Source organism: Streptomyces sp. NPDC001093, from assembly GCF_040298985.1.
Lineage (GTDB): Bacteria > Actinomycetota > Actinomycetes > Streptomycetales > Streptomycetaceae > Streptomyces.
Window position 1 is genome coordinate 1 of record NZ_JBEPBF010000111.1, and the last position, 25,474, is coordinate 25,474.

Sequence of the window (25,474 nt, forward strand, 5' to 3'; positions counted from 1 at the left end):
CCGTTTGCGGACAACCCCCCACTTCACCTGCCGGCCCCCGGGCGGGGCAATCGGCCCCGCCGGGCGCCCGGTTGGAGGCTTCCCCCTAGTCACGGACCGCAACGCGCTCCGCTTCCGCCTCCTCCACGGTGGACCTGGCGACCACGAGGGACCGCTGTGTGCGCCGGCCGCGCAGACCGGCGAGGGTGATCAGCAGACCGGCCGCCGCGATGCCCGTGACGACCATGAAGCCCGGCCGGTAGCTGTCGAGGACGGCCTGCGGGGTGGCGTGGGCGGGGGCGTTCGCGGTCACCACGGCGGTGACCACCGCCAGGAAGATCGCTCCGCCCACCTGCACCGAGGTGTTGAGCAGACCGGAGACCATGCCCTGCTCGTGGTCCTCGACGCCGTTGGTGGCCTGGATGTTGAGCGACGGGAAGACCAGCGCGCAGGCCGCGCCGATCAGCAGCATGGACGGCAGGATCACGGCCGCGTACACCGGCTCGAGGTCGACCCGCAGGAACAGCGCGTAGCCGAGGACCATGAAGGCGAAGCCGGTGGCGATCAGCCGCGGGGTGCCGAACCGGTCGACGATCCCGCCGACCTTCGTCGAGGACACCGCCACCAGCGCGCCCGCCGGCAGGAAGGCCAGCGCCGTGTGCAGCGCGGACCAGCCGAGCAGGGACTGCATGTACAGCGTGGTCAGGAACTGGAAGCCGACGTAACTGCCGAAGAAGGCGATCGCGCCGAGCTGGGCGCGCACCTGGCTGCCCGAGCGCAGCACGCCCAGCCGGATCAGCGGGCTCGGCGAGCGCCGTTCGACCAGGACGAAGGCGGTCAGCAGCACCGCGACGGCGAGGAAGGACAGCAGCGTGCGGGCCGAGGCCCAGCCGGCCTCGGGCGCCTGGACGACGGTGAAGACCAGCAGCAGCATCGCCGCGGTGCCGAGGACGGCGCCCGGGATGTCGTAGCCGTCGTGGCTGTCCTCGCGGGCGCTGCGCGGCAGGAGCCGGAGGCCGGCGAGCAGCGCGAGGAGGGCGATCGGTGCCGGCAGCAGCATGGTGAAGCGCCAGCTGGCCTCGGTGAGCAGGCCCGAGAGCACCAGGCCCATGGAGAAGCCGGTGGCGGCGCAGGTGGTGTAGATGGAGAGGGCGCGGTTGCGCAGCGGGCCCTCCGGGAACGTCGTGGTGATGATCGACAGGCCGGCCGGAGCCGTGAAGGCCGCGCTCAAACCCTTGACGAAACGGCTGGCGATCAGCAGCGGGCCCGAGTCCACGAGCCCGCCGAGCAGCGAGGCGACCGCGAAGACGCCGAGCGCCACGAGGAACACCTGACGCCGGCCGAGCAGGTCGGCGGTGCGGCCGCCGAGGAGGAGCAGACCGCCGTAGCCCAGGATGTAGCCGCTGACGATCCATTGCAGCGCCGACGTGGACAGGTGGAGGTCGGAGCCGATGGACGGCAGCGCGACGCCGACCATCGACACGTCCAGCGCGTCCAGGAACATCGCCGCGCAGAGCACCAGCAGGGTGCCCCACAGCCGGGGGGTCCAGCGAACCGCCGGGGACGGGGCCGCGGAGGGGGTGAGCGGAGAGGTCATGCCGAAGACACTACATGCGCATGCATCGGATGCAAATGCATTTAATTCCGATGCAATAATCTTGCTTCTCTGCTACGGTGCGCCCATGGCGTCGAACAGGGCCGAGCAGGCGCTCGTGGAGCAGTGGCGGGAGATCCTCGCGCTGCATGCCCGCACCCAGTGCGAGCTGGACCGGGCGCTGCACGGACACGGCCTGTGCGCCAGCGACTTCGAGGTCCTCGACCTGCTGTCCGAGGGCGCCGCGGCGGACGGCGGCTGCGCCTACCGCGTCCAGGAGATCTCCGAGCGCGTCCATCTCAGCCAGAGCGCGCTGTCCCGGCTGATCGGGCGCCTGGAGAAGGACGGCCTGGTCGAGCGCGCCATGTGCGCCGAGGACCGGCGCGGGGTGCGCGTGGCGCTCACGGCGAAGGGGCGCGCGCTGCACGGCGAGGTACGGCCGGTGCAGCGCGCGGTGCTGAACCGGATGCTGACGGACTGAGGGCTGTCAGCTCCAGGTGACGGCGGACTTCTCGCGCCACAGTGCGGCGACCGAGGCATCCCCGGTCACGCCGGGGAACGGCAGCCGGTTCCACAGCGACAGGTACAACTGCGCGGCCGGTCCGGCCACTTCGCAGTCGGCGTCCTCGGTCGCCGTCCGCACGGTCACGGGCGGCTCCGGCGACAGGCGTACGGTCCACACCGCGCCGTCCACGTCCGTCGCCCGCATCCGCAGCACCCGCGGCTCTTCGCTCCGCACCCGGCTCCCGGCACGCGCGTGGAAGCCGCACAGCAGCTCGTCGACGCCGTCCACGGCGAAGCCGGGCGCGATCTCGCCGGGGGCACCGCCCCTCGCGGACTCGGCGTCGACCCGGTGCACGGTCGTCTCGTGTGCCTGCCGCCGGGCCCAGAACGCGAGCGGCGACGGCGCGGGCAGGAAGTGCCAGCACTCCACGTCGGGCGCGGCGGAGGCGAGGGTGTCGACGAGATACCGGTGCCCCTCCTGGAACCAGGCGAGCAACTCGGCGCCGTCCAGGTCGGGCAGGCCGCCGTCGGGGTGGTAGGAGGTGTGCCCCTCGGCGACGAAGGCGGCGGCCCAGCGGTGCACCATCCCGGTGTGCCGCAGCAGGTCGCGCATCTGCCACTCCGGGCAGGTCGGCACCTTGGCATCGGTCCCCGCCGCGGCGGCGGCCGCCGCCAGCGACCGGCTCTCCCGGTCCAGGGTCTGAAGGAAGTCGGCAGTGTCCATGGGCGTGAGTGTGCCGGATGGGGTGCGTGCCGGGCCGGTGATTTACGGGGTGCAGGCCGGCCGGTCCCGGTGAGCCGGCCGGCCCCGTCTTCTCGGTGCGCTCGGGGCCGGCCGGGTGCTGCCGGCTCCTGGCTCACGCGCCCATCGTCCGCCGCATGGACACCCCGATGGCCGCGGCGACGGCGGCCAGTGCCGCGACGCTGGTGAGTGCGGCCGACAGGGAGAACCAGTCGGCCATGAACCCGATCGCGGGCGGCCCGAGCAGCATGCCGCCGTAGCCGAACGTCGAGGCGACGGCCACGCCGGACGGGCCGGTCAGCGCGCCGGCCCGCTCCACGGCGACCGGGAAGAGGTTGGCGAGCCCGAGTCCGGTGACGGCGAAGCCGATCAGCGCGGCCCACACGGACGGCGCGAGCGAGCCGAGCAGCATGCCCACCGCCGCGACGGTGCCGCCGGTGATCACCGTGCGGGCCCGGCCGAGGCGCTCCAGGAGGCTCGTGCCCGTCGCCCGGCCCACGGTCATGGCCAGCGCGAAACACGAGTACCCGGCCGCCGCGACGCCGGACGACGCCGAGAAGTCCTGCTGGAGGTGGAGCGCGCCCCAGTCGGCCATGGCGCCCTCGCCGTAGGCGGTGCACAGCGCGATCAGCCCGAAGACGACGACCAGCCCGCGGCCGCCGGTCCGCCGCGTCGCGGGACGGTGCGTCTCCGGATGCGAGGAGGGGGTGCGGTCCGCCGGGGCTGGTGGCTCCTGCCGCAGCAGGGCGCGCCCGGCGACGGCCGTGACGAGCAGTCCGATCAGGGTCAGGCCGAGCAGATGCCGCGTGGGGGAGAGCGCGCCGGCGACCAGTCCGCCGAGCCCGGCGCCGGTCATGCCGCCGAGGCTGAACGCCGCATGGAACGACGGCATGACCGGCCGCCGCAGGGCGGCCACCAGATCGACGGCGGCGCTGTTGAAGGCGACGTTGATACCGCCGTAGGCGGCGCCGAAGACGAGGAGTACGGCGCCGAGGGCGGGCGCGGAGTGGGTGAGCGGGGGCAGGCTGACGCTGAGGGAGAGCAGGACGGCGCAGGCCACGGTGACCGGATGGCTGCCGTAGCGGCGGCACAGCCGGCCGATCAGCGTCATGGTGACGACGGCGCCTGCCGAGACGCCCAGCAGGGCCAGGCCGAGGGCGCCGGCGGAGGAGTCGGTCTGCTGCTTGATGGCGGGGATCCGGACCACCCAGCCCGCGAAGACGAAGCCATCGAGGGCGAAGAAGGCGGTGAGCGCGACGCGGAGCCGGGAGAGATCGCGGCTGCCACCCGGCACTACGCTGTGCGTTCGGGGTTTGTTTATTTGCGGCACAAAGTCAGGCTAGGCCGGTGCGCGGGGCGGGGCAAGGGACATTCCGTGTGCGGGCCACGGAAGGAGGCGCTCCTGCTGCCGACCGAGGACGCCTGGCGTGTGCGACGACTGCCGCACACACCCACGGGCTTGGATCCCGAGTGCCCCGAATCGACCGATGTGCCCTTCACCTGCACCGACTTGTGCTCGTTCGGCCCGGCGGCGGAGTCAACGCGGCGGGACGGACGCCTTGTTCGGCGTCCTGCGAAGGTGTCCACGCGCGCTTCGCGGTCGGATACAGGTCGGTTAATGCTTGCTCACGAGCTGGTTGCCGAGGGGTGAGCGGGCCATGATGGCCCCATGACGTTGGCCTCGCGCGCGCTCGCGCAACTGGCGACCTGGCCCGACCTGAGCCAGGCGGTCCCGAGCTGCGGCCTTGGACAGGCGGTGAGTTCGGCCCAGGGCGAGATCGCCCACTTCCACTCGGACCGCGATGTGGATCTGCGGTTGACCGACCGGGCGATCCGGCGGTTCGCCAAGGACCTCAGGGACTCGGGCGCGATCAGGATCGTGCCCGGTTCGCACTGGGTGACCCTGCGCCTCGACGCGGCGAGCGACGTCGACCTGCTGCTGACCCTGGTGAGCGTGGCGCTCCAGGCCCAGCAGGCCTGGCCCGACCCACTCGACCGGCCGCCGGTGGGCTGCAACGACCAGCGCGGCGCGGGCTTTGTGAAGGCCGACCGCAGTGGTTTCTGAGGCGAGCGGCGTGCCGGCCGGCCGCGGTGGCGTCTGAGCCGGGCGGCGCGGCACGGTGACCATGAGGGCCGGCCGCGCCCGAGTGCCGCCCGGCGTCACACCGCGACGACCCGGACGCCCGCCTCCTCGAAGCGGCGTACCGTCTCCTGCTCCACGGCCGTGTCCGTGACGAGCGTGTCCACCAGCTCCGCCCCGCAGATCCGGGCGAACGCACGCTGGCCCAGCTTGCTGGAGTCCGCGGCGACCACCACCCGCTCGGCGCGCTCGCACAGCAGCCGGTTGATCGCGGCCTCCGCCTCGTCATGGGCCGCCGCGCCGTGCGTGACGTCGAAGGCGACGACCCCGAGCACCGCCACGTCCAGTGTGATCTGCCCGAGCACCCCGTCCGCGAGCGGGCCGATGAGCTCGTAGGACTGCGGGCGCGCCACCCCGCCCGTCACCACGATCTTGAACTGCGGCCGTACGGCGAGCTCGTTGGCGATGTTGAGCGCGTTGGTCACGATGGTCAGCGCGGGCGATCCGGTGGACAGATCGCCGCGTACGGCCAGGGCGCGGGCCACCTCCGTGGTGGTCGTGCCGCCGGTCAGTCCCACCGCCTCGCCCGGCGCGACGAGTTCGGCCACGGCCTTGGCGATGCGCTGCTTCTCCGAGGCGCGCCGGGCCGTCTTGTAGCGCAGCGGGAGTTCGTACGACACTCCGTGCACCACAGCCCCGCCCCGGGTGCGCACCAGCATCTGCTGCTCGGCGAGCTGGTCGAAGTCCCTGCGGATCGTCGCCGCCGACACCTCCAGCTCGGCCGCCGCCTCCTCGACCTCCAGCCGGCCGCGCTCGACGAGCAGGTCCAGCAGCGCCTTCCAGCGGGCGTCCCGGGACATCCGCAGCCTCCGTTCCGAAGTGTTCCCGGCGACCCTAGCGCACCTCTCTCTGCGCTCGAATGCTTGATACTGCTCGAAAGCTCGCTATATCTTGCAGGAACAATCAGCGAGGGGGAGGGTGTGGCCATGAGTCATGTCGAGAACGAGCTGAACAGCCAGCCGGAGTGCTGGACACGGGCGGCCGAGGAGGCGGGGCGGCACCGGGACGCACTGCCGGGACCGGGGGAGCGGGTCGCGATCGTGGGGTGCGGGACCTCGTACTTCATGGCGCAGGCGGTGGCCGCCCTGCGGGAGGGCGCAGGCCAGGGCGAGACCGACGCCTTCGCGGCCTCCGAGTTCCCGTACGGGCGCCCGTACGACCGGGTGGTGGCCCTCACCCGCTCCGGCACCACCACCGAAGTACTGGAACTGCTGGGCGAGTTGAGGGGCAGGACCCGGACCACGGCCATCACCGGCGATCCGGACACCCCGGTGATGTCGGCCGCCGACGACCTCGTGGTGCTGGACTTCGCCGACGAACGCTCCGTCGTCCAGACCCGGTTCGCCACCACCGCCCTCACCCTCCTGCGCGCCCACCTCGGCCTGCACGCCGACTCCGTCGTCACCGACGCGCGCACGGCCCTGTCCACTCCTCTTCCCGAAGGACTGGTCGCCTGCACCCAGTTCACCTTTCTCGGGCGCGGCTGGACCGTCGGGCTCGCGAGCGAGGCCGGGCTGAAGATGCGCGAGGCCTCACTGTCCTGGACCGAGGCCTATCCGGCGATGGAGTACCGGCACGGCCCGATCAGCATCACCACCGAGGGCACCGCCACCTGGATGCTCGGCGAGGCACCCGAAGGGCTCGCCGAACAGGTCCGCATCACCGGTGGGTTGTGGATCGCAGGCCGGCTCGACCCGCTCGCCGAACTCGTCCGCGTCCAGCGGCTCGCGGTCGCCGTCGCCGCCGCCCGCGGCCTCGACCCCGACCAGCCGCGCCATCTCACCCGCTCGGTGATCCTCGCCCCCTGAACCCCGACCCGCCGCCCGCGCCCCGGAAGGACACCACACGTGCCCCTCGCGTCCACCGGCGAGCTGGTCACCGCAGCCGCCGCAACCAGATCCGCCGTCGCCGCGTTCAACGTCATCACCCTGGAGCACGTCGAGGCCGTCATCGCCGGCGCCGAGTCGGCCGGCGCACCCGTCGTGCTCCAGGTCAGCGAGAACGCCGTCAGGTTCCGCTACGGACGGCTGCTGCCGCTGGCCCGGGCGGCCGTGGCCGCGGCCGAACGCGCCGCCGTCCCCGTCGCGTTGCACCTGGACCATGTGCAGAGCGACCACCTGCTGCGCCAGGCGCCCGACGCCGGGTTCAGCTCGGTGATGTACGACGCGGCCCGGCTGCCGTACGCCGACAACCTCTCCGCCACCCGGTCGGCCGCCGACTGGGCCCATGCCCAAGGGCTCTGGATCGAGGCGGAGTTGGGCCAGATCGGAGGCAAGGACGGCAGGCTCCCGCTGGACGCCCACGCGCCCGGCGCCCGCACCGACCCGGACCAGGCCCGCGACTTCGTGGCGGGCACCGGTGTGGACGCCCTCGCCGTCGCCGTCGGCAGTGTGCACGCGATGACCACCCGCACCGCCACCCTCGACCACGGCCTGCTGAAGCGCCTGTACGCCGCACTGTCCGTCCCGCTCGTCCTGCACGGCTCCTCCGGAGTCCCGGACGACGGCCTGATCGCGGCGGTCGGCGGCGGCATCGCCAAGGTCAACGTCGGCACGGCACTCAACGTGGCCATGACCGGAGCGATCCGGGAGTTCCTCGCCGCCCACCCGGAGGCCGTCGACTCGCGCAAGTACCTCAGCGTGGGGCGGGACGCGATGGCCGAGGAGGTGCGGCGGATCATCGGGGTCCTCTCCCGGACGGCCTAGCCCCTCTTGACGGCCCTCAGCACCACGAACTTCGGGTCGGAGGCCACCAGTTCACAGGTGCCGAACAACCGCCTCAGCTTCACGTGGTACCCCAGGTGCCGGTTCCCGATCACCCACAGTTCGCCCCCCGGCCGGAGCGCGCGCAGCGCCCCCGTGAACATGCGCCACGACGTCGCGTCGGTCGTGGCCTGGTGGGAGTGGAAGGGCGGGTTGTTCAGGACCAGGTCCACGCTGCCCGGCGCCACCCCGGCCAGCCCGTCCCCGACCCGGAACTCCGCGTGTCCGGGCACCCCGTTGGCCTTGTACGTCGCCTCGGCCGAGGCCACCGCCTGGAAGGACTCGTCCACGAACAGCACCTCTGCCGACGGATCGGCGAGGGCCACCGCCGTACCGACGACGCCGTTGCCGCACCCGAGGTCCACCACGCGGCCCGCGCCCGGTCCGGGCAGGTGCTGGAGGAAGAAGCGGGTGCCGATGTCCAGGCGGTCGGCGCAGAAGACACCGGCGTGGTTGACGACCGGGCGCCCGGAGACCGGCCCGACGCCGTCCGGGAGGTCGTAGGCGTACGGCCACGGGTTCGCCGGCCGCTCCAGCGCCGGGTCCGGGGTGCAGAAGATGAGCCGGGCCTTCTGCCGTGCCAGTGAGGTCCGGGTCGGGCCCAGGATCCGCTCGAACAGCTGCAGCGTGGAGGTGTGGATCTCCTTCACCATCCCGGTGCCGACGACGACCGTGCCGGCGTGCACGGCGGGGGCCAGCCGCAGCAGCTGGTCCTCCAGCAGCGCCAGGCTCTTCGGCACCCGCACCAGCAGCACGTCCACGCGCTGTGGCGGCGGATCCTGGGTGGTCAGCAACTGCACGGCACCGGGCTCGACACCGGCCCGCACCAGGTTCGCCCGGGTCGCCTCCTGGCTCAGGAAGGAGTCGGTGATCTGCGTCGGCCGGTGCTCCGCGAGCGCCGTGGCCAGCGCCCCCCAGCGGTCCCCGACCACCACGACCGAGCCCGTGAGCGGCACCCCCTCCTCGGCCAGGTGGCGCAGCAGGTACGCGTCGGAGGCGTCCCAGGCACGCAGCCGGTCGCGGGGATCCTCGGGGAAGCGGGACAGCTCGACCTCGCCCCACGGTGTCGTCATACGGTCGCTCATCGTGTCTCCCAGGCTAGCGGAGCCGCAGCTCAGGGCTGGTGGGGCCGGCCTGCGGCACCATGGAGCGTGTGGACGCGGAGCTGTTTCCCAGGGAGCGCGCTCAGGTCGCGCCGGGCGCCGTGCACGTCCCGGACTGGCTCGACGCCGGCCGGCAGCGCGAGCTGCTCGCCGCCTGCCGGCAGTGGGCGCGGCCGCCGGCCGGACTGCGCACCGTACGCACCCCGGGCGGCGGCACGATGACCGCCCGGCAGGTCTGCCTGGGCCTGCACTGGTACCCGTACGGCTACGCCCGCACGGCCGTCGACGGCGACGGCGCCCCCGTGAAGCCGTTCCCGGCCTGGCTCGGCGAGCTGGGCCGCCGCGCCGCCGTCGACGCGCTGGGCCCGCAGGAGCCGTACACCTACGACATCGCACTGATCAACTTCTACGACCGCGACGCCCGCATGGGCATGCACCGCGACAGTGACGAGCAGGCGGACGCGCCGGTGGTCTCCCTCAGTCTCGGCGACACGTGCGTGTTCCGCTTCGGCAACAGCGAGACGCGTGCGAAGCCGTACACCGACGTGGAACTGCGCAGCGGTGACCTGTTCGTCTTCGGCGGGCCCTCGCGGCTCGCCTACCACGGGGTTCCCCGGGTGTACGGCGGCACCGCGCCGACCGGGTCGGGGCTGTCCGGACGTCTGAACATCACACTTCGGGTCAGCGGCCTGTAGGCCGCCGCACCTGCGGATCATGGGAGACTCGCCCTCATGAGCGGCAAGGCGGATCCCCGGACGGCGGGGGAGAGGACCACCTCGAGGGCGCGGCTGGACCGAGGGCGCGGAGCACTCGGCCCCGCGCTGGAGCTGGTGCACACCGGGCGGGCGCCGACGCGGGCCGTGCTCACCGCGGAACTCGGGGTGACCCGGGCCACGGCCGGAGCGGTGGCCGCCGAGCTGGAGGCGCTCGGACTGATTCGCGTGGATGCCCGGCCGGGCGCCGCGGCCGGTTCCCAGGGCCGCCCCTCGCACCGGCTGCAGGTCGCCGAGGACGGCCCGGTGGCGCTCGCCGCGCAGGTCCACGCCGACGGCTTCCGGGCCGCGCTGGTCGGCCTGGGCGGGCGGATCGTGGCGACGGCGCCCGGCTGCGAGACCGTCGACGCCGACCCGGCGAAGGTGCTCGGCTCGGTCGTCGAGGCGGGCGCGGAGCTGCTGCGCACGACCGGCCGGCGCTGCGTCGGCGCCGGACTCGCCGTACCGTCCGCCGTCGCCGAACCCGACGGTCTCGCTCTCAACCCGCTGCACCTGGCCTGGCCCGTCGGCGCCCCGGTCCGGCGGATCTTCGCGGAGTGCGTGCGCGCGGCCGGCCTCACCGGTCCGGCCTTCGCGGGCAACGACGTCAACCTCGCCGCGCTCGCCGAACACCGGCACGGTGCCGGCCGGGGCGCCCGGGACCTGCTGTGCGTGGCCACCGGGCACCGCGGTGTCGGCGGCGCCCTGGTCCTGGACGGCCGCCTGCACACCGGCAGTTCGGGGCTCGCCCTGGAGGTCGGCCACCTCACCGTCAACCCGGAGGGCCGGCCCTGCCACTGCGGCAGCCGCGGCTGCCTGGACGTCGAGGCGGACCCGCTGGCCCTGCTGGTCGATGCCGGCCGCGAGCCCGGCCCCGAGGTGTCGTTGCTCCAGCAGGCCAACGACCTGCTGCGCACCCAGTACGACGACCCGGCCGTCCGCACGGCCGCCGAGGCCCTGATCGACCGCCTGGGCCTGGGCCTGGCCGGACTGGTCAACATCCTCAACCCCGACCGCATCATCCTCGGCGGGCTCCACCGCACCCTCCTGGACGCCGACCCCGGCCGGCTCCGCGCGGTCGTCGCCGACCGCAGCCTGTGGGGCCAGAGCGGCGGCGTACCGATCCTGCCCTGCACCCTGGACCACAACAGCCTGGTCGGAGCGGCCGAGCTGGCCTGGCAGCCGGTCCTGGACGACCCCCTGGGCGCGCTGCGCTGACGGCACTTCCGGCCGCCCCCGGGCACTGTGTTCAGCCGGGACCCTTCGGTATGAGGTTCTCGGTTCTCGAGACACCGAGGTCAACCTCTTGACCACTGTGGCCGCACTCATTATTTTACGGTGGAAGTCGACCCGTAACTACCGGAAGGAGGCGACCAGCGGATGTACACCAGCTCTGATCTCGGTCGCCTCGCCCACAGCACGGTCTGGATTCCGGGTCGGATCGCGCACGGCTGCTGAACACGCCGTTCTGATGTGCCCGTCCGAGGCATATTCCTGATGCTCCGTCACCCTCTCTCGGCACCTCGCTGTCGCGTGCCGTTTTGCGCCCGCTCATCTCACGTGGCGCGTCTGAACACAGAAAGCTGCCTGAAATTGGCGAACATGATGAATCGATCGATCGCGCACCGAAAAGAAGGCCTGTCATGGTAGCGGCGCGGATCACGGTCAATGGGAAAGAAACACCGATTTCACCGGCTGCGCCCCACACGACGGTATTGGACTTTCTGCGCGAGCGTGGCCTCACCGGCACCAAGGAGGGCTGCGCCGAGGGTGAATGCGGCGCCTGTTCGGTGCTGGTGGCCCGTCCCGGGGTGAACAAGCCCACCGACTGGGTGGCGGTCAACGCCTGCCTGGTCCCGGTCGCGGCGCTCGACGGGCAGGAGATCGTCACCTCGGAGGGCCTCGCCACCGCCGGGGACCCCGGCATGCCGCCCACCCTGCACCCCGTGCAGGAGGAGATGGCGGTCCGTGGCGGCTCCCAATGCGGTTACTGCACGCCGGGATTCGTCTGCAGCATGGCGGCCGAGTACTACCGACCCGACCGCTGCGCGCACGCGGACCCGGCCGACAGCACCGACGCCGAGCACGGTCCGAACGGTTTCGATCTGCACGCGCTGAGCGGAAACCTCTGCCGCTGCACCGGTTATCGCCCGATTCGCGATGCCGCCTTCGCCGTCGGCACGCCCACCGACGAGGACCCGCTGGCGCGGCGTCGGGAACAGTCCCCGCCCGCACCGGTTGCCACCGCGTACACCCAGGACGACAGCGCGTTCGTACGGAAGAGCACTCTGGCCGAAACGCTGCGGTTGCTGCGCGAGCGGCCCGACGCGGTGGTGGTCGCCGGCTCCACCGACTGGGGCGTGGAGGTGAACATCCGTTCCCGCCGGGCGGATTGCGTGGTCGCCATCGACCGGCTGCCCGAACTGCGGGAACTGCGCGTCGAATCCGACCACATCGAGATCGGGGCGGCGCTGACGCTCACCGAGATCGAACGCCGCCTCGACGGCGACGTCCCGCTGCTGGCAGAGCTGTTCCCGCAGTTCGCCTCCCGGCTCATCCGCAACAGTGCGAGCCTCGGCGGCAACCTGGGTACGGGCTCGCCCATCGGTGACAGCCCGCCGGTGCTGCTCGCGCTGGAGGCGTCGGTGGTGCTCGCCGACGCCGACGGTGAGCGCGAGGTCCCGCTGGCCGACTACTTCACCGGCTACCGGCAGAGCGTACGTCGTCCCGGCGAGCTGATCCGCGCGGTGCGCATCCCGCTGCCGTTGTCGCCGGTCACGGCCTTCCACAAGATCGCCAAGCGGCGCTTCGACGACATCTCCAGCGTCGCGGTCGCCTTCGCGCTCGACATCGAGGACGGGATCGTCCGCAAGGCGCGCATCGGCCTGGGCGGCGTGGCCGCCACTCCGATCCGCGCCCTCGCCACCGAGGCGGCCCTGGAGGGCACGCCGTGGTCGGCGGAGACCGTCGAGGCCGCGGCCCGGGTGCTGCGGGGTGAGGGCACGCCGATGGACGACCACCGCGCCAGCTCCCTGTACCGTTCCGCGATGCTCGGCCAGAGCCTGCTGAAGCTGCACGCACAGACCACCGAGGCGGTGTCGTCATGAGCCATCTGTCCGAGCGTCCCGAAAAGCCCGTCGTCGGCGTTTCGATGCCGCACGAGAGTGCCTTCCAGCACGTCACCGGCACCGCGCTCTACACCGACGACCTGGTCCAGCGCACCAAGGACGTACTGCACGCCTACCCGGTCCAGGTCATGAAGGCCCACGGCAGGATCACCGCGCTGCGCACCGAGCCCGCGCTCGCCGTGCCCGGCGTCGTCCGTGTGCTGACCGGTGCCGACGTGCCCGGCGTCAACGACGCCGGCATGAAGCACGACGAGCCGCTGTTCCCCGACGAGGTCATGTTCCACGGTCACGCGGTCGCCTGGGTGCTCGGCGAAACCCTGGAGGCTGCCCGGCTCGGCGCGGCGGCCGTCGAGGTGGAACTCGAGGAACTGCCCTCCCTGGTCACGCTGCAGGACGCGATCGCGGCCGAGAGCTACCACGGTGCCCGGCCCGTGATGCTGCACGGCGACGTCGACGCAGGCTTCGCCGACTCCGCGCACGTGTTCACCGGGGAGTTCCAGTTCTCCGGTCAGGAGCACTTCTACCTCGAGACGCACGCGGCGCTGGCCCAGGTCGACGAGAACGGGCAGGTGTTCATCCAGAGCAGCACCCAGCACCCGTCGGAGACCCAGGAGATCGTCTCCCACGTGCTCGGCGTGCCCGCCCACGAGGTGACCGTGCAGTGCCTGCGGATGGGGGGCGGCTTCGGCGGCAAGGAGATGCAGCCGCACGGGTTCGCGGCCGTCGCCGCGCTCGGCGCCAAGCTGACCGGCCGGCCGGTCCGGTTCCGGCTCAACCGGACCCAGGACCTGACCATGTCCGGCAAGCGGCACGGGTTCCACGCCACGTGGAAGATCGGCTTCGACGCGGACGGCCGTATCCAGGCCCTGGACGCCACCCTGGTCGCGGACGGCGGCTGGAGCCTGGACCTCTCCGAGCCGGTGCTGGCCCGCGCGCTGTGCCACATCGACAACACCTACTGGATCCCCAACGCGCGCGTCGCCGGTCGCATCGCCAAGACCAACACGGTCTCCAACACCGCCTTCCGCGGCTTCGGCGGACCGCAGGGCATGCTGGTGATCGAGGACATCCTGGGCCGCTGCGCGCCGCAGCTCGGCCTGGATCCCACGGAGCTGCGGGAGCGCAACTTCTACCAGCCGGGCCAGGGTCAGACGACGCCGTACGGACAGCCCGTCACGCAGCCCGAACGGATCTCCACCGTCTGGCGACAGGTGCAGGACGACGCCGGCATCGCCGATCGCAAGCGCGAGATCGCGGCCTTCAACGCCGCGCACCCGCACACCAAGCGGGCCCTTGCGATCACCGGCATCAAGTTCGGCATCTCGTTCAACCTGACCGCCTTCAACCAGGGCGGCGCGCTGGTGCTGATCTACAAGGACGGCTCGGTCCTGATCAACCACGGCGGCACAGAGATGGGCCAGGGCCTGCACACCAAGATGCTGCAGGTGGCCGCGACCACGCTGGGTATCCCGCTGCACAAGGTCCGGCTTGCCCCGACGCGCACCGACAAGGTGCCCAACACCTCGGCCACCGCCGCCAGTTCCGGGGCGGATCTCAACGGCGGGGCGATCAAGAACGCCTGTGAGCAGCTGCGCGAGCGGCTGCTGCAGGTGGCCGCCACCCAGCTGGGTGCGAACGCCTCGGATGTGCGCATCGTCGATGGCGTCGCGCGGGCCCTGGGCAGCGACAAGGAGCTGGCCTGGGACGACCTGGTGCACACCGCGTACTTCCAGCGGGTTCAGTTGTCGGCGTCCGGTTTCTACCGGACCGAGGGGCTGCACTGGGACGCGAAGACGTTCCGGGGTTCGCCGTTCAAGTACTTCGCCCACGGCGCCGCGGCGACCGAGGTGGAGGTCGACGGGTTCACCGGCGCGTACCGCATCCGGCGGGTGGACATCGTGCACGACGTCGGCGACAGCCTGTCCCCGATGATCGACATCGGTCAGGTCGAGGGCGGCTTCGTGCAGGGCGCGGGCTGGCTGACCCTCGAGGACCTGCGGTGGGACACCAGCGACGGGCCCCACCGCGGCCGGCTGCAGACCCAGGCCGCGAGCACCTACAAGCTGCCGAGCTTCTCGGAGATGCCCGAGGAGTTCAACGTCACGCTTCTGGAGAACGCCACCGAGGAGGGCGCGGTCTACGGGTCCAAGGCGGTGGGTGAGCCTCCGCTGATGCTGGCGTTCTCGGTGCGGGAGGCGCTGCGGCAGGCGGTCGCCGCGTTCGGACCGGGCGATGTGAGCGTCGACCTGGCCTCGCCCGCCACGCCGGAGGCGGTGTACTGGGCGATCCAGTCGGCTCGCGAGGGCGACGCCTCCCGCAAGGGGCACGTCCGCAACGGGCTTGCCGCCAACGGGCACGCCGCCGACGGGCACGCCGCCGACGGCACGGTCCGAACCGACGCAAAAGCGCTGAGCGGTGCCTGACATGACGTGGATCGCCGCGGTCGCACGGTTGCGAGCACGCCGGGAGCCCGGCGTGCTGGTGACCGTCGCGACCGTGCGCGGTCATGCCCCGCGCGACGCCGGTGCGAAACTCGTCGTGGGGCAGACCGAGACGTGGGGCTCGATCGGTGGCGGCAATGTCGAGGCCGTCGCGATCGACCGGGCCCGGGAGGTGATCGCGGCGTCCAAGCCGGAGCCGGAGCTGATCGATTTCGCCCTGAACGACAAGGTGACCAACCAGCACGGCGTGCAGTGCTGCGGTGGCACGGTCTCGGTGCTGCTCGAACCGTTGCCGGTGGTACGGGCCGTGGCGATCTTCGGCGTCGGGCACGTCGGGCTGGAACTGGCGCGCATCCTGGCACGTCAGGACCTCGACCTCCATCTGATCGACACCCGCTCCGACGTCCTCGCCGAGGAGCGGCTCGACGTGCTGGCAGACGCGGTGGCGCAGGTGCACGTGCATCACACGCCGCTCCTGCCCGAGGAGGTGCTGGAGGAGTTGCCGCGCGGCACCCACATCATGATCATGACCCATGATCATGCCGAGGATGCCGCCCTGTGCGACGCGGCCCTGCGCACAAGCCATCTCGGCTCCATCGGGCTGATCGGGTCGGCGGCCAAGTGGACGCGGTTCCGCAAACGCCTCGCCACCGAGGGCGGTCACGACGAGGCCACCATCGACCGGATCAAGACCCCGATCGGGCTGGCCGACATCACCGGCAAGGAACCCGCGACCATCGCCGTGAGCGTCGCGGCCGATCTGCTGCGCACCTTCGAAACCGAGGAGAACTGACTCTCCGGCCGGATCGGCGGGGTGCCCCGCTGCCGTGCGCACGCATGCATGCGGGGCTCCCGTTCGGTGCGGTGTCGGCCGGCTCTCATCGGCCGGGGTGACAGGATCTGGGCGCTTACTTCCAGTCGGCCGCGAAGGCCCGGCCCGGATGTTCGGCCAGCATCCGGTCCACCAGTTCGGCGCCCAACTCGGCCACGAGCCGCGCCCGCACCCCGCGCAGCAGGTACGGCATCCCGGTCCCGCCGTCGACCGAGCGGGCCCCGGCGACCACCGTGTCGCCGCCGAGCAGAAGCCGGTCGCCGAAGCCGGCGTCGGCCAGGGCCCGTACCGCCTCCGGCATCCGCCAGTCGGTGGCGTGATGGGCGCGGGAGGGCCCGTCGAAGGCCAGCCAGCAGCCCGACTCAGCGGCCTGCCGCTGCACCACCGGGTCGGGGAACCGGTTCAGATGGCCCAGGATCACCCGGTCGCCGGGCACCCCCAACTCACCGCACAGCAGGTCGAGTACGTCCAGCGCGGCGGTGCCCAGCTCCAGGTGCACGGCGATGGGCGCACCGGTGGCGTGATGCGCCTCGGCCGCCGCCCGCATGGTCCAGCGGGCGTGCGCGTCGAGCGCGTGGAAGCCGCCCGCCACCTTGATCAGACCGGCTCGCACACCGGTCGTGCCGATGCCGTCGGTCAGCTCGGACACGAACAGCCCGGTGAGGCCGTCGCCGGCCGGCCTGCCGGGCAACGCGGAGTCGTAGTGCACGGCCTGGTGCAGTCCCGTGGCGCAGACCAGCCGCACACCGGTGGCCCGGGACAGCTCCGGCAGGTCCGCCGCCCGCCGTCCCATGCCGTACGGCGTCCACTGCACGACGGCTGCTCCGCCCGCCGCCCGGAACGCGGCCAGCTCGGCCCGCGCCGCCGTCAGGTCGTCGAGCTCCTGGCCCGGCAACCGCGGGCTGCGCAGGAAGAGATGGTCGTGCGCGTCGCACACGCCCAGCTCCCCGGGCCGGATGTCGCCGAGGACCGTGCGGACCTGGCTCACCACTGCCGCCCGCGCGGCAGCCGGTCGCGGCCGGGCGCGGACAGGTGCAGCACCTGGTACAGGTCTCCGTCGGCCTTGGGCGTGTCGTGCTCCCAGAGCGAGAAGTGGACCAGCTCCCACGCGCGCGTGTCCACGGCCGCCGCCGCGAGGACCGCACCGTCCTCCGCCGCGAGCCGCTCGGTCTCGGCCGTCGCGTCCGCCATGAAGGCCGCCAACTCCACGCCCTCCGGCATCGGTTGACGCCGTCGCACGGCGAACGCGGGTGCGGTACCGGTCGCGGTGCCCTCCTCGAAGGCCAGGCCCGTCCACTGCCGGATCGCCGGCCGCCCGAAGTCGTCGACCGGCCCCTGGAAGGCCCCTCCCCACAGGAAGCTGTTCATGCCCTCCACGGTGTTCCACAGGTAGAACGGCCCGTACTGGTTCACCGGCGAGCCGTGCACCCCGCGCTCGCGCAGCACGTACGTTTTGACGCCGAGGCCGTCCCAGTCGTCCAGCAGGTGCGCGACGCGGGCGACGCGGGAGCGGATGACGCCCATGTCGTAGTCCGCGGGCAGGGTGAACTCGTACTGCATGGCGTGCATGTCCCGGATCCTTTCGCGGGTCTCACGTATCAGGTCTCGTCGGTCTCAGGCGGGGTAGTCGCCCACGTGCGCGTGCCACTCGGTCGTCGTGCCGTCCTCGGCGGCCTCCACGACAGCGAGATGGGTCATGAAGGTGCGGGGCGCGGCTCCGTGCCAGTGCCATTCGTCCGGCTCGATCCACACCGTGTCGCCCGCGCGGATCGCCTCCACCGCGGCGCCCTTGCGCTGCACCAGCCCCTCGCCGTCCAGGACGTGCAGCACCTGCCCGTGCGGGTGCCGGTGCCAGGCCGTGTGGGCGCCCGGGGCGAAGTGGACGTTGAACATGCGCAGCCGGGACGGAGCGGCGGGCGCGGCGATCTCGTCCAGCCAGACCGTGCCGGTGAAGTTCTCCGCCGGGCCCTGCCGGGTCTCCGGACGCCGTCTGGTGATGTGCACGTGACTCAGTTCTCCTGTCCGGGAGTTCGGGGTGCGAGCAGGGAGAGCAGACCGCGCACCCCGGCGTCGAAGGCGGCGGGGGAGCCGGAGGCGCGGGCGAGGACGTAGCCGCCCTGCACGGTGGCGAGGACGGCCGCGCCGATCTCCTCGCCGTCCAGCTCCGGTGCGAACTGCCCCTGCCGCTTGCCCTCTTCGACGAGCTCGGCGATCCGCTCGCGGATGGCGGCGATCGTCTCGTCGACCGGCGCGCGCAGTTCCTCGCTCGCGATCACGTCGGGGTCCATGGTCAGCCGGCCGACCGGGCAGCCGCGCAGCACGTCACGCTCACGCAGCAGATACGCCTCGATGCGCTCGTACGGCGTGCCCGGCCCGTCCAGGACCCGCTCGGCGGTGGCGCGCAACTCCTGTGCGGTCCGCCGGATCGCCGTCAGGGCGAGATCCGGCTTGCCCTTGAAGTGGTGGTACATGCTGCCCTGGCCGGCGCCGGCGCGTTCCAGGATCGCCTTCGGGCTCGTGCCGACGTACCCGCGCTCCCACAACAGCTCACGGGTGGACTCGATCAGTCGTTCCGAGGTGCTCATGCGACCACTGTACATACTAGTAGTTACAGTCCGCCAGTCCCCGGGGAGCAGTCCGCCGCCCCCGCCGTACTCCCCGGGAGGTACCCGCACTGCCGCCGGCCGCACGACGACCGAAACCCCCTGCCGGAGGGAGTCTCGTGGCATCCCCGAAGAGCGGGGAGGACGACACCGACGAGGAGATGACCCGAGATGCAGACCCTGGCCGACTGGGGTGGCGGCGGACCCGGCCCCTGGATCCTGTTCTTCCCGCTGATCTGGGCGGCCGTCGTGCTCGGCGCCGTCACCTTCCTGCGCCGCACCGGCCTGCGCGGCCGCGGCGGCCCCTGGCGGCACCTGGACGCCGGACGCCCAGCGGGCGACTCGCCGCTGTCGGTCCTCGGCCGCCGCTTCGCCTCCGGCGAGATCGACGAGGACGAGTACTGGCGGCGTCTGTCCGTCCTGGAGGAGCAGTTCGGCCGCGCCGGCAAGGGAGGTGCGGCATGACCACGACTACCGCAGTGCGGACCGCGGCCCGCGTGGTGGACGCGGTGAAGGTGTACGGCGGTGGCGACACCGCCGTACACGCCCTCGACGGCGTCGACGTCTCCTTTCCCGCCGGACGCTTCACGGCGATCATGGGCCCCTCGGGCTCCGGCAAGTCCACCCTCATGCACTGCGCGGCCGGCCTCGACACGCTCACCTCCGGCGCCGCCTACATCGGGGACACCGAACTCGGCGAGCTGGACGACCGGCGCCTGACCCTGCTGCGCCGGGACCGGGTCGGCTTCGTGTTCCAGGCGTTCAACCTGGTGCCCACGCTGACCGTCGCGGAGAACATCACCCTGCCCCTGGACCTGGCGGGGCGGCGCGGTGACCGGGAGTGGATCGACGCGCTCGTCGACGTCGTCGGGCTGGGCGACCGGCTGCACCACCGTCCCTCGGAACTCTCCGGCGGCCAGCAGCAACGCGTCGCCGTGGCACGGGCGTTCGCCGGGAAGCCCGACGTGGTCTTCGCCGACGAGCCGACCGGGAACCTCGACTCCCGCTCCGGGGCCGAGGTGCTCGGCCTCCTCGGCTCCGCCGTGCGGGAGATGGACCGCACGGTCGTCATGGTCACGCACGACCCGGTGGCCGCCGCGCACGCCGACGAGGTGCTCTTCCTCGCCGACGGCCGCCTGGTCGACCGCATGGAGTCACCCACGCCCGACAAGGTGCTGGACCGCATGAAGGCCTTCGAGGTGCGGTCATGAACGCCTCGATCCGGCTCAGCCTCACCTCCCTGCGCGCGCACCGGCGACGGTTCGCCGGCACCTTCCTCGCCGTGTTCCTCGGCGTCGCGTTCCTGGCCGGCACCCTCGTCATGGGCGACACGCTGCGCGCCGGCTTCGACAGCATGTTCGGCCAGGCCACCAGCGGCACGGACGCCGTCGTACGCGGCGCCGACGCCATCACCGCACCCGGCCAGGCCCAGGGCGTACGGCGGCCCGTGGACATCTCGCTGGTGAAGAGCATCGAGCGGGTGCCCGGCGTGGCCGCCGCCGTCCCGGACATCCAGGGCGCCGGGCAGCTGGTCGGCTCCGACGGCAAACCGGTAGGCGGCCAGGGGCCGCCCACGCTCGCCGGGAACTGGATCACGGACCCCCGCCTCAACCCGTACCGGCTCGCCGAAGGCCGGGCTCCCGCCAGGCCGGGCGAGGTCGTGGTGAACCGGGGTGCCGCGAAGAAGGGCGGTCTGAAGATCGGTGACACCACCACCCTGCGCACCCCGGACCCCGTGAAGGTCACCGTCGTCGGGCTCGCCACCTTCGGCGGCCAGGACGGCATGGCCCAGGTGACGTTCACCGGCATGACCCGGGCCGACGCCGAGAAGTACCTCACCGCGCGGCCCGGTCAGGCGGCGTCCATCGCGGTGCGGGCCGAACCCGGAGTCGGGCAGGAGGAGCTGGTCCACCGGCTGACTCCGGTGCTGCCCAAGGGAGTCGAAGCCATCACCGGTCAGCAGTCGGCGCAGGAGAACACCGACATGATCTCCAGCCAGTTCCTGACCATCTTCACCACCTTTCTGCTGGTCTTCTCCGGCGTCGCCCTGCTCGTGGCCACCTTCTCCATCCACAACACGTTCGCCATCGTGGTCGCCCAACGCACCCGCGAGAACGCCCTGTTGCGCGCCCTCGGTGCGGCCCGCCGCCAGTTGACCGCCGCCGCCCTCGCCGAGGCCTGCGTCGTCGCGCTCACCGCGTCCCTCACCGGACTCGCGGGCGGCATCGGCATCGCCGCGGGCCTCCAGGCGCTGTTCCCGGCCATCGGGTTCCCGTTCCCCGACGGCGACCTGGTGATCAAGACCCTGTCGATGGTGCTGCCGCTCGCGGTGGGGATCGCGGTCTGCCTGGGCTCCGCGCTCCTGCCGGCCCGGCGCGCCGGACGCACGGCGCCGCTCGCCGCCCTGCGCGAGACGGCCGTCGACACCTCCGGTGCCTCCCGCGTGCGTGCGATCGCCGGGAGTGTCCTCGGCGCGCTGGCGCTCGCCACGACCCTGACCGGCGTCCTCGTCTCCCCGTCCGTGTGGCTGGCGGGACTCGGCGCGCTGCTCGCCCTGGCGGCCTTCGTCGTCCTCGGCCCGGTCGCCGCCACCACGGCCGTACGGCTGCTCGGCGCGCCCCTGGACCGGCTGCGCGGGGTCACCGGCTCGCTGGCCCGGCGCAACGCCCTGCGCAGCCCGAAGCGGACGGCGGCCACCGCGAGCGCGCTGATGATCGGCGTGGCCGTGGTGTCGCTGTTCACCGTCTTCGGCGCCTCACTGAAGGCCACGATGGACCGGACGGTGTCCCGGTCCTTCGCCGGTGACGTCGCCGTCAGCAGCCCGTCCTTCGGCGCGGGCGGCAGCGGGCTCAGCCCGCGGCTCGCTCCGGCGCTCCAGCGGCTGCCGCAGGTGGACACGGCGGTGGGACTCGGCCGCGGGGTCGCCGAAGTCGACGGCAGGGGACGCGCGTTGACCGTCACCGATCCGGCCGCGCTCGCCCGCACCTTCGACCTGGGCACGGTCACCGGCTCCCTGCAGGGCCTCGGCACCGACGGCATCGCCATCACCCGGAAGGAGGCCGACCGGCAGCACCTGCACACCGGTGACACAGCCAGGCTGACCTTCACCGACGGCAGGACGGACGACTTCACCGTCCGTGCCGTGTACGGCCAGTCGGAACTCGCCGGCGACTACGTCATCACCCGTGCCGCCTGGGCGCCGCACCGCACCCAGGACACGGACACCCTGATCGCCGTCACCTTCAGGCACGGGGTGAGCACCGACGCGGGCAAGGCGGCCGTACGGAAGGTCGCCGCGCAGTACGGCAACCCGTCCGTGCAGACCCGCGACGAGTACGCGCAGTCCTCGGCGGGCGGCATCGACATGATGCTCACCCTCGTCTACGCGCTGCTCGTCCTCGCGGTGGTCATCGCCCTGCTCGGCATCGCCAACACGCTGACCCTCGCGCTGCACGAACGCACCCGGGAACTCGGCCTGCTGCGGGCCGTCGGCCAGACCCGGGCCCAGTTGCGGGCCATGGTCCGCTGGGAGTCGGTCCTGGTCGCCGCGTTCGGCACGGCCGGCGGTCTCGGACTCGGTGCCTTCCTGGGCTGGGTGCTGGTGAAGGCCTCCGACGGCGCGAGCGACACCGCGTTCGCCTTCGCCCTGCCGCCCGCGCGGCTCGCGGTGGTCGCCCTCGTCGGCCTCACCGCCGGCGCGCTGGCGGGCCTCCGCCCGGCCCGGCGGGCGGCCCGGCTGGACGTCCTGCGGGCCATCGCGACGGAGTGACTGCGTCGCTTCGGCCGGGGCGCCCGGTCATCGGGTCGCGGGAGACCGTTCGCGGGTGCGGGTGCGGGTGCGGGTGCGGGTGCGGTGTGGCCGGTCGCTCAGTTCCCCGCGCCCCTGGGGAGTTGCAGCCGGCCGCACCCCCGGAACCGCGCGACCAGCCCTCCGCATACCCGTACCCGCGCACGGTCCGCACCGACCCGACGCGTGGGCGCGCTGCCGCGAGGCCGGAGGTCCCTCACCGCCCGGTCAACCGGCAACGGTCGACCGGGCGGGAGCCTGCGCTCCGGCGGGAGCGCGAGCCGCGCTCGCCGCCGGCGCCGCCGCGACGGGGGCTTCGGCAGTCAACGCGACCCCGGCGCCGACAGGCGTCCCCGCCGGTGTCTTGGCCGCCGTGCCGAAGCGGACGGGCTCCGGCGTCGGCCGTACCTCGGCGGCGCGGCGCGGGACGTGGGCCGGCCCAGGCCGTACCACCGCGGGGGCGGACAGCGTGAACCAGACGACCTTGCCGTTCTCGCCGTCCGGCCGGGCGCCCCAGCTCTCGCTGACCGCCGCCACCATCGCGAGCCCCCGCCCGCACGTGGCGAGCGGGCCACCGTCCGGCAGGTCCGCGATGTCGGACGGGACCGGAAGCCGTGGATCGTTGTCGCGCACCGAGACCGTGAGCCGGTCCGGCGCCAGCTCCAGCTCGACCGTGCACGACTTGTCGGGCCTGGCATGCCGGTGGACATTGCTGAGCAGCTCCGTCACACCGAGCGCGGCCCGGTCTATCAACGCGTCCATGTGCCAGTAGCGCAACTGCGCAGATACGATTCTGCGGACCTGGCCGATCCGCGACGGCAGGGCTTGGAGCTCCACCGTGCAGTGCCTGCTTGGGTGACTGATCACGGCTGCGACTCCCCGATGTAGAGGTCCGAAGGGACCGGAAGAACACGGAGAACAACGGATCCAGCAGGGTGCTTGCGTCCAAACGTCCGCCTGCTGTCGTGGCCGGCGGGCTGGTTCGCAGCGTTATCGCCGGTAAACCCAGAGTGACGTGTGACCAGCGTGACGCAGCGGATGCGGTCCCGCAACTCGCCGCGACGGACCGCTGCTCGGAGTAACGCGACCGGCCCGTTCCCCGGCCGGCGGCCGTACGGCTCTCAGTGGCCGCGTCCGGCGGCCCGGCGCACCGCCTCGATGAACCGCCGTGCCGCGGGCGGACCCGGCTCGCCGGGGGCGGGGTCGTGCTCGCCCAGCGTCAGCAGGTACCGCTTGCCGTTGAGGTCGGCCAACGCCTTGTCGTCCGGCCGGAACCAGGGCCTAGACGCGCGCACCGCCTGCACCGGGGCACTGTCGATCTCGCTGCCGTAGCTGGTGAGCAACTCCAGCCTGCCGTCGTTGATCCGGACCTGACCGGCCCGGGTGAGCGAGCGCAGCCGCTTGCCGATCCGCACGCCCGTGGCTGTGAACTCCGGCTCCGCCATCCTTCGCCGCCCCCTTGCCCGTGTGCTTCCGCGATCCATTGTGCGCTCGCGTCCGGTCCAGTGTGCGCCCGCGTCCGAACAACGGCGTGCGCCTGCGTTCGGGACGATCGTCCCCTCGCGTGCAGTCTGCCCCGATGCGGCCGGGAGCACCAGTACGCGCGAGGCGCCCGCCGAAGTCGCCCGGAGCACTCCCGCCAACGCGCCCCCGCAGGCCTCCCGCGCCCTGCGCCCCAGGGCGGCTTTGGGTGGCTCAAAGATGCGTTTATGCAGGTGGGAAGTGGTGTGAAAGATGCCTATGCTCGAGATGCCGGCCGCGTGAGGCGTCGTCGGCGCCCAGCGTAAGGAGCACCGCCGTGAGCACCACCGACCAGACCCGGACCGGCGTCACCCTCGACGTCGACCGCAGCGACGCCGCCTACCGCGACTGGCTGAAAGAGGCCGTCCGCAAGGTCCAGGCCGACGCCAACCGATCGGCGGACACGCACCTGCTGCGCTTCCCCCTCCCCGAGCACTGGGGCATCGACCTCTACCTCAAGGACGAGTCGACGCACCCCACCGGAAGCCTCAAGCACCGCCTCGCCCGCTCCCTGTTCCTCTACGGCCTCTGCAATGGCTGGATCCGCCCCGGCCGCCCGGTCATCGAGGCCTCCAGCGGCTCCACCGCCGTCTCCGAGGCCTACTTCGCCAAGCTGATCGGCGTGCCCTTCATCGCGGTCATGCCCCGCACGACGAGCGCCGAGAAGTGCCGCCTCATCGAGTTCCACGGCGGACAGTGCCACTTCGTGGACGACTCGCGGAAGATGTACGAGGAGTCCGCCCGCCTCGCGGTGGAGACCGGCGGCCACTACATGGACCAGTTCACCTACGCCGAGCGGGCCACCGACTGGCGCGGCAACAACAACATCGCCGAATCGATCTTCCGCCAGCTGGAGTTGGAGCGGTTCCCGGAGCCGGCCTGGATCGTCGCCACGGCGGGCACCGGCGGCACCTCCGCGACCCTCGCCCGCTACGTCCACTACATGCAGTACGACACCCGTATCTGCGTCGCCGACCCGGACAACTCCTGCTTCTTCGAGGGCTGGACCACCGGTGATCCGGACGTCACCTGCGACTGCGGCTCCCGCATCGAGGGCATCGGCCGGCCGCGCATGGAGCCGAGCTTCGTGCCCGGTGCGATCGACCGGATGATGAAGGTCCCGGACGCGGCCAGCGTCGCCGCCGTACGGGCCCTGGAGCGGGCCATCGGCCGCAAGGCGGGCGGTTCCACGGGCACCGGGCTGTGGAGCGCGCTGAAGATCATCTCCGAGATGGTGGCCGAGGGCCGCACCGGCAGCGTCGTCACCCTGCTGTGCGACCCGGGCGACCGCTACCTCGACAAGTACTACTCCGACGCCTGGCTCGTGGAGCAGGGCCTGGACATCACGCCGTACGCGGCGGCGATCGAGACCCTGCTGGCCACGGGGGTGTGGCCGGACTGAGCCCGTCCCCGTCCTCCGGCGGCCGGTGGCCAACGGGCGGGTGACGGGGTTGTGAGGGTTTGGTGACGTCTCAATTGAGGTTCTGGGCAAGGTGGTTGTGCCTGTGTGACTGATAAGATCATCCCACTTTTCGGTGGGCTGACGGCGCGTCATGAACGCGTACGGGGGGACAGTCTCAAAGGCA

24 protein-coding genes are annotated in these 25,474 nt (G+C 72.4%); 13 read left to right on the forward strand and 11 right to left on the reverse strand.

Annotated elements, in window-relative coordinates:
* Window positions 1-85 precede the first annotated feature (85 nt).
* On the reverse strand, window positions 86-1,576 hold the full coding sequence (locus ABT288_RS37365; RefSeq protein ID WP_351617747.1) for an MFS transporter: 1,491 nt from the start codon (window positions 1,574-1,576) through the stop codon (window positions 86-88).
* 85 nt (window positions 1,577-1,661) lie between these two features.
* Here ABT288_RS37365 and ABT288_RS37370 point away from each other — a divergent pair, with 85 nt between their 5' ends.
* Window positions 1,662-2,054, forward strand: a complete 393-nt coding sequence (locus ABT288_RS37370; protein ID WP_351617749.1) for a MarR family winged helix-turn-helix transcriptional regulator — start codon at window positions 1,662-1,664, stop codon at window positions 2,052-2,054.
* Window positions 2,055-2,060: 6 nt separating this feature from the next.
* On the opposite strand, the gene ABT288_RS37375 is transcribed toward ABT288_RS37370, so the two are convergent.
* Complete coding sequence (locus ABT288_RS37375) at window positions 2,061-2,801, reverse strand: maleylpyruvate isomerase family mycothiol-dependent enzyme (protein WP_351617751.1); 741 nt, start codon at window positions 2,799-2,801, stop codon at window positions 2,061-2,063.
* Window positions 2,802-2,934: 133 nt separating this feature from the next.
* Window positions 2,935-4,113 carry an MFS transporter gene (locus ABT288_RS37380; RefSeq protein ID WP_351617754.1) on the reverse strand — a complete coding sequence of 393 codons (1,179 nt, stop codon included), beginning with the start codon at window positions 4,111-4,113 and terminating at the stop codon, window positions 2,935-2,937.
* Between the two features lie 375 nt (window positions 4,114-4,488).
* Here ABT288_RS37380 and ABT288_RS37385 point away from each other — a divergent pair, with 375 nt between their 5' ends.
* Window positions 4,489-4,884, forward strand: a complete 396-nt coding sequence (locus ABT288_RS37385) for a luciferase domain-containing protein (protein WP_351617755.1) — start codon at window positions 4,489-4,491, stop codon at window positions 4,882-4,884.
* 95 nt (window positions 4,885-4,979) lie between these two features.
* Here the strand turns inward: ABT288_RS37385 and ABT288_RS37390 are convergent, their stop codons facing one another.
* Window positions 4,980-5,759 carry a DeoR/GlpR family DNA-binding transcription regulator gene (locus ABT288_RS37390; protein WP_351617757.1) on the reverse strand — a complete coding sequence of 260 codons (780 nt, stop codon included), beginning with the start codon at window positions 5,757-5,759 and terminating at the stop codon, window positions 4,980-4,982.
* Between the two features lie 126 nt (window positions 5,760-5,885).
* Here ABT288_RS37390 and ABT288_RS37395 point away from each other — a divergent pair, with 126 nt between their 5' ends.
* Both ABT288_RS37395 and ABT288_RS37400 read left to right on the forward strand, forming a co-directional pair.
* Window positions 5,886-6,767 (forward strand): SIS domain-containing protein, encoded by an 882-nt coding sequence (locus ABT288_RS37395; protein WP_351617759.1) that lies wholly within the window; start codon window positions 5,886-5,888, stop codon window positions 6,765-6,767.
* A gap of 39 nt (window positions 6,768-6,806) precedes the next feature.
* Window positions 6,807-7,664, forward strand: a complete 858-nt coding sequence (locus tag ABT288_RS37400; RefSeq protein ID WP_351617761.1) for a class II fructose-bisphosphate aldolase — start codon at window positions 6,807-6,809, stop codon at window positions 7,662-7,664.
* Here ABT288_RS37400 and ABT288_RS37405 read toward each other — a convergent pair.
* On the reverse strand, window positions 7,661-8,794 hold the full coding sequence (locus ABT288_RS37405; RefSeq protein WP_351617819.1) for a methyltransferase: 1,134 nt from the start codon (window positions 8,792-8,794) through the stop codon (window positions 7,661-7,663). The two genes, ABT288_RS37400 and ABT288_RS37405, sit on opposite strands and share 4 nt — an antisense overlap.
* A gap of 80 nt (window positions 8,795-8,874) precedes the next feature.
* On the opposite strand from ABT288_RS37405, the gene ABT288_RS37410 reads away from it, so the two are divergent.
* The 5 genes from ABT288_RS37410 (at window position 8,875) to xdhC (ending at window position 15,938) form a co-directional block, all read left to right on the forward strand.
* Window positions 8,875-9,519, forward strand: a complete 645-nt coding sequence (locus ABT288_RS37410; protein WP_351617763.1) for an alpha-ketoglutarate-dependent dioxygenase AlkB family protein — start codon at window positions 8,875-8,877, stop codon at window positions 9,517-9,519.
* Window positions 9,520-9,555: 36 nt separating this feature from the next.
* Complete coding sequence (locus tag ABT288_RS37415) at window positions 9,556-10,794, forward strand: ROK family protein (protein ID WP_351617766.1); 1,239 nt, start codon at window positions 9,556-9,558, stop codon at window positions 10,792-10,794.
* A 425-nt stretch (window positions 10,795-11,219) separates the two neighbouring features.
* Window positions 11,220-12,683: a xanthine dehydrogenase small subunit gene (locus ABT288_RS37420; RefSeq protein WP_351617769.1), complete on the forward strand. Its 1,464-nt coding sequence runs from the start codon at window positions 11,220-11,222 to the stop codon at window positions 12,681-12,683.
* The gene (gene xdhB / locus ABT288_RS37425) at window positions 12,680-15,127 is read left to right on the forward strand and encodes a xanthine dehydrogenase molybdopterin binding subunit (protein WP_351617771.1); all 2,448 of its coding nucleotides are present in this window, start codon (window positions 12,680-12,682) and stop codon (window positions 15,125-15,127) included. Before ABT288_RS37420 ends, xdhB begins: the two co-directional genes overlap by 4 nt.
* Window position 15,128: 1 nt before the next feature.
* A complete protein-coding gene (xdhC, locus tag ABT288_RS37430; protein ID WP_351617774.1) occupies window positions 15,129-15,938 on the forward strand; it encodes a xanthine dehydrogenase accessory protein XdhC in 810 nt (269 codons plus the stop codon).
* 115 nt (window positions 15,939-16,053) lie between these two features.
* Here xdhC and ABT288_RS37435 read toward each other — a convergent pair whose 3' ends face one another.
* The 4 genes from ABT288_RS37435 to ABT288_RS37450 are packed head-to-tail and all read right to left on the reverse strand — an operon-like array spanning window position 16,054 to window position 18,562.
* Window positions 16,054-16,965, reverse strand: coding sequence for a phosphotriesterase family protein (locus ABT288_RS37435; RefSeq protein WP_351617776.1), 912 nt, complete (start codon window positions 16,963-16,965; stop codon window positions 16,054-16,056).
* Window positions 16,962-17,546, reverse strand: coding sequence for a DUF4865 family protein (locus tag ABT288_RS37440; protein WP_351617779.1), 585 nt, complete (start codon window positions 17,544-17,546; stop codon window positions 16,962-16,964). The genes ABT288_RS37435 and ABT288_RS37440 overlap by 4 nt, the downstream gene beginning before the upstream one ends.
* A gap of 45 nt (window positions 17,547-17,591) precedes the next feature.
* Window positions 17,592-17,981 (reverse strand): (R)-mandelonitrile lyase, encoded by a 390-nt coding sequence (locus tag ABT288_RS37445; protein WP_351617782.1) that lies wholly within the window; start codon window positions 17,979-17,981, stop codon window positions 17,592-17,594.
* A gap of 5 nt (window positions 17,982-17,986) precedes the next feature.
* A complete protein-coding gene (locus ABT288_RS37450) occupies window positions 17,987-18,562 on the reverse strand; it encodes a TetR/AcrR family transcriptional regulator (RefSeq protein ID WP_351617784.1) in 576 nt (191 codons plus the stop codon).
* 189 nt (window positions 18,563-18,751) lie between these two features.
* Here ABT288_RS37450 and ABT288_RS37455 point away from each other — a divergent pair, with 189 nt between their 5' ends.
* From ABT288_RS37455 to ABT288_RS37465, 3 genes are read left to right on the forward strand one after another with little or no spacing between them, the layout of a single operon-like run.
* Window positions 18,752-19,045, forward strand: a complete 294-nt coding sequence (locus ABT288_RS37455; RefSeq protein WP_351617787.1) for an SHOCT domain-containing protein — start codon at window positions 18,752-18,754, stop codon at window positions 19,043-19,045.
* Window positions 19,042-19,791 (forward strand): ABC transporter ATP-binding protein, encoded by a 750-nt coding sequence (locus tag ABT288_RS37460; protein WP_351617790.1) that lies wholly within the window; start codon window positions 19,042-19,044, stop codon window positions 19,789-19,791. The genes ABT288_RS37455 and ABT288_RS37460 overlap by 4 nt, the downstream gene beginning before the upstream one ends.
* Window positions 19,788-22,349 (forward strand): ABC transporter permease, encoded by a 2,562-nt coding sequence (locus tag ABT288_RS37465; protein WP_351617793.1) that lies wholly within the window; start codon window positions 19,788-19,790, stop codon window positions 22,347-22,349. Before ABT288_RS37460 ends, ABT288_RS37465 begins: the two co-directional genes overlap by 4 nt.
* Before the next feature lie 246 nt (window positions 22,350-22,595).
* On the opposite strand, the gene ABT288_RS37470 is transcribed toward ABT288_RS37465, so the two are convergent.
* Window positions 22,596-23,234: an ATP-binding protein gene (locus ABT288_RS37470; protein ID WP_351617796.1), complete on the reverse strand. Its 639-nt coding sequence runs from the start codon at window positions 23,232-23,234 to the stop codon at window positions 22,596-22,598.
* Window positions 23,235-23,488: 254 nt separating this feature from the next.
* Window positions 23,489-23,812, reverse strand: a complete 324-nt coding sequence (locus tag ABT288_RS37475) for a hypothetical protein (RefSeq protein ID WP_351617798.1) — start codon at window positions 23,810-23,812, stop codon at window positions 23,489-23,491.
* A 353-nt stretch (window positions 23,813-24,165) separates the two neighbouring features.
* Here ABT288_RS37475 and ABT288_RS37480 point away from each other — a divergent pair, with 353 nt between their 5' ends.
* Window positions 24,166-25,290 carry a PLP-dependent cysteine synthase family protein gene (locus tag ABT288_RS37480; RefSeq protein ID WP_351617801.1) on the forward strand — a complete coding sequence of 375 codons (1,125 nt, stop codon included), beginning with the start codon at window positions 24,166-24,168 and terminating at the stop codon, window positions 25,288-25,290.
* Window positions 25,291-25,474 lie beyond the last annotated feature (184 nt).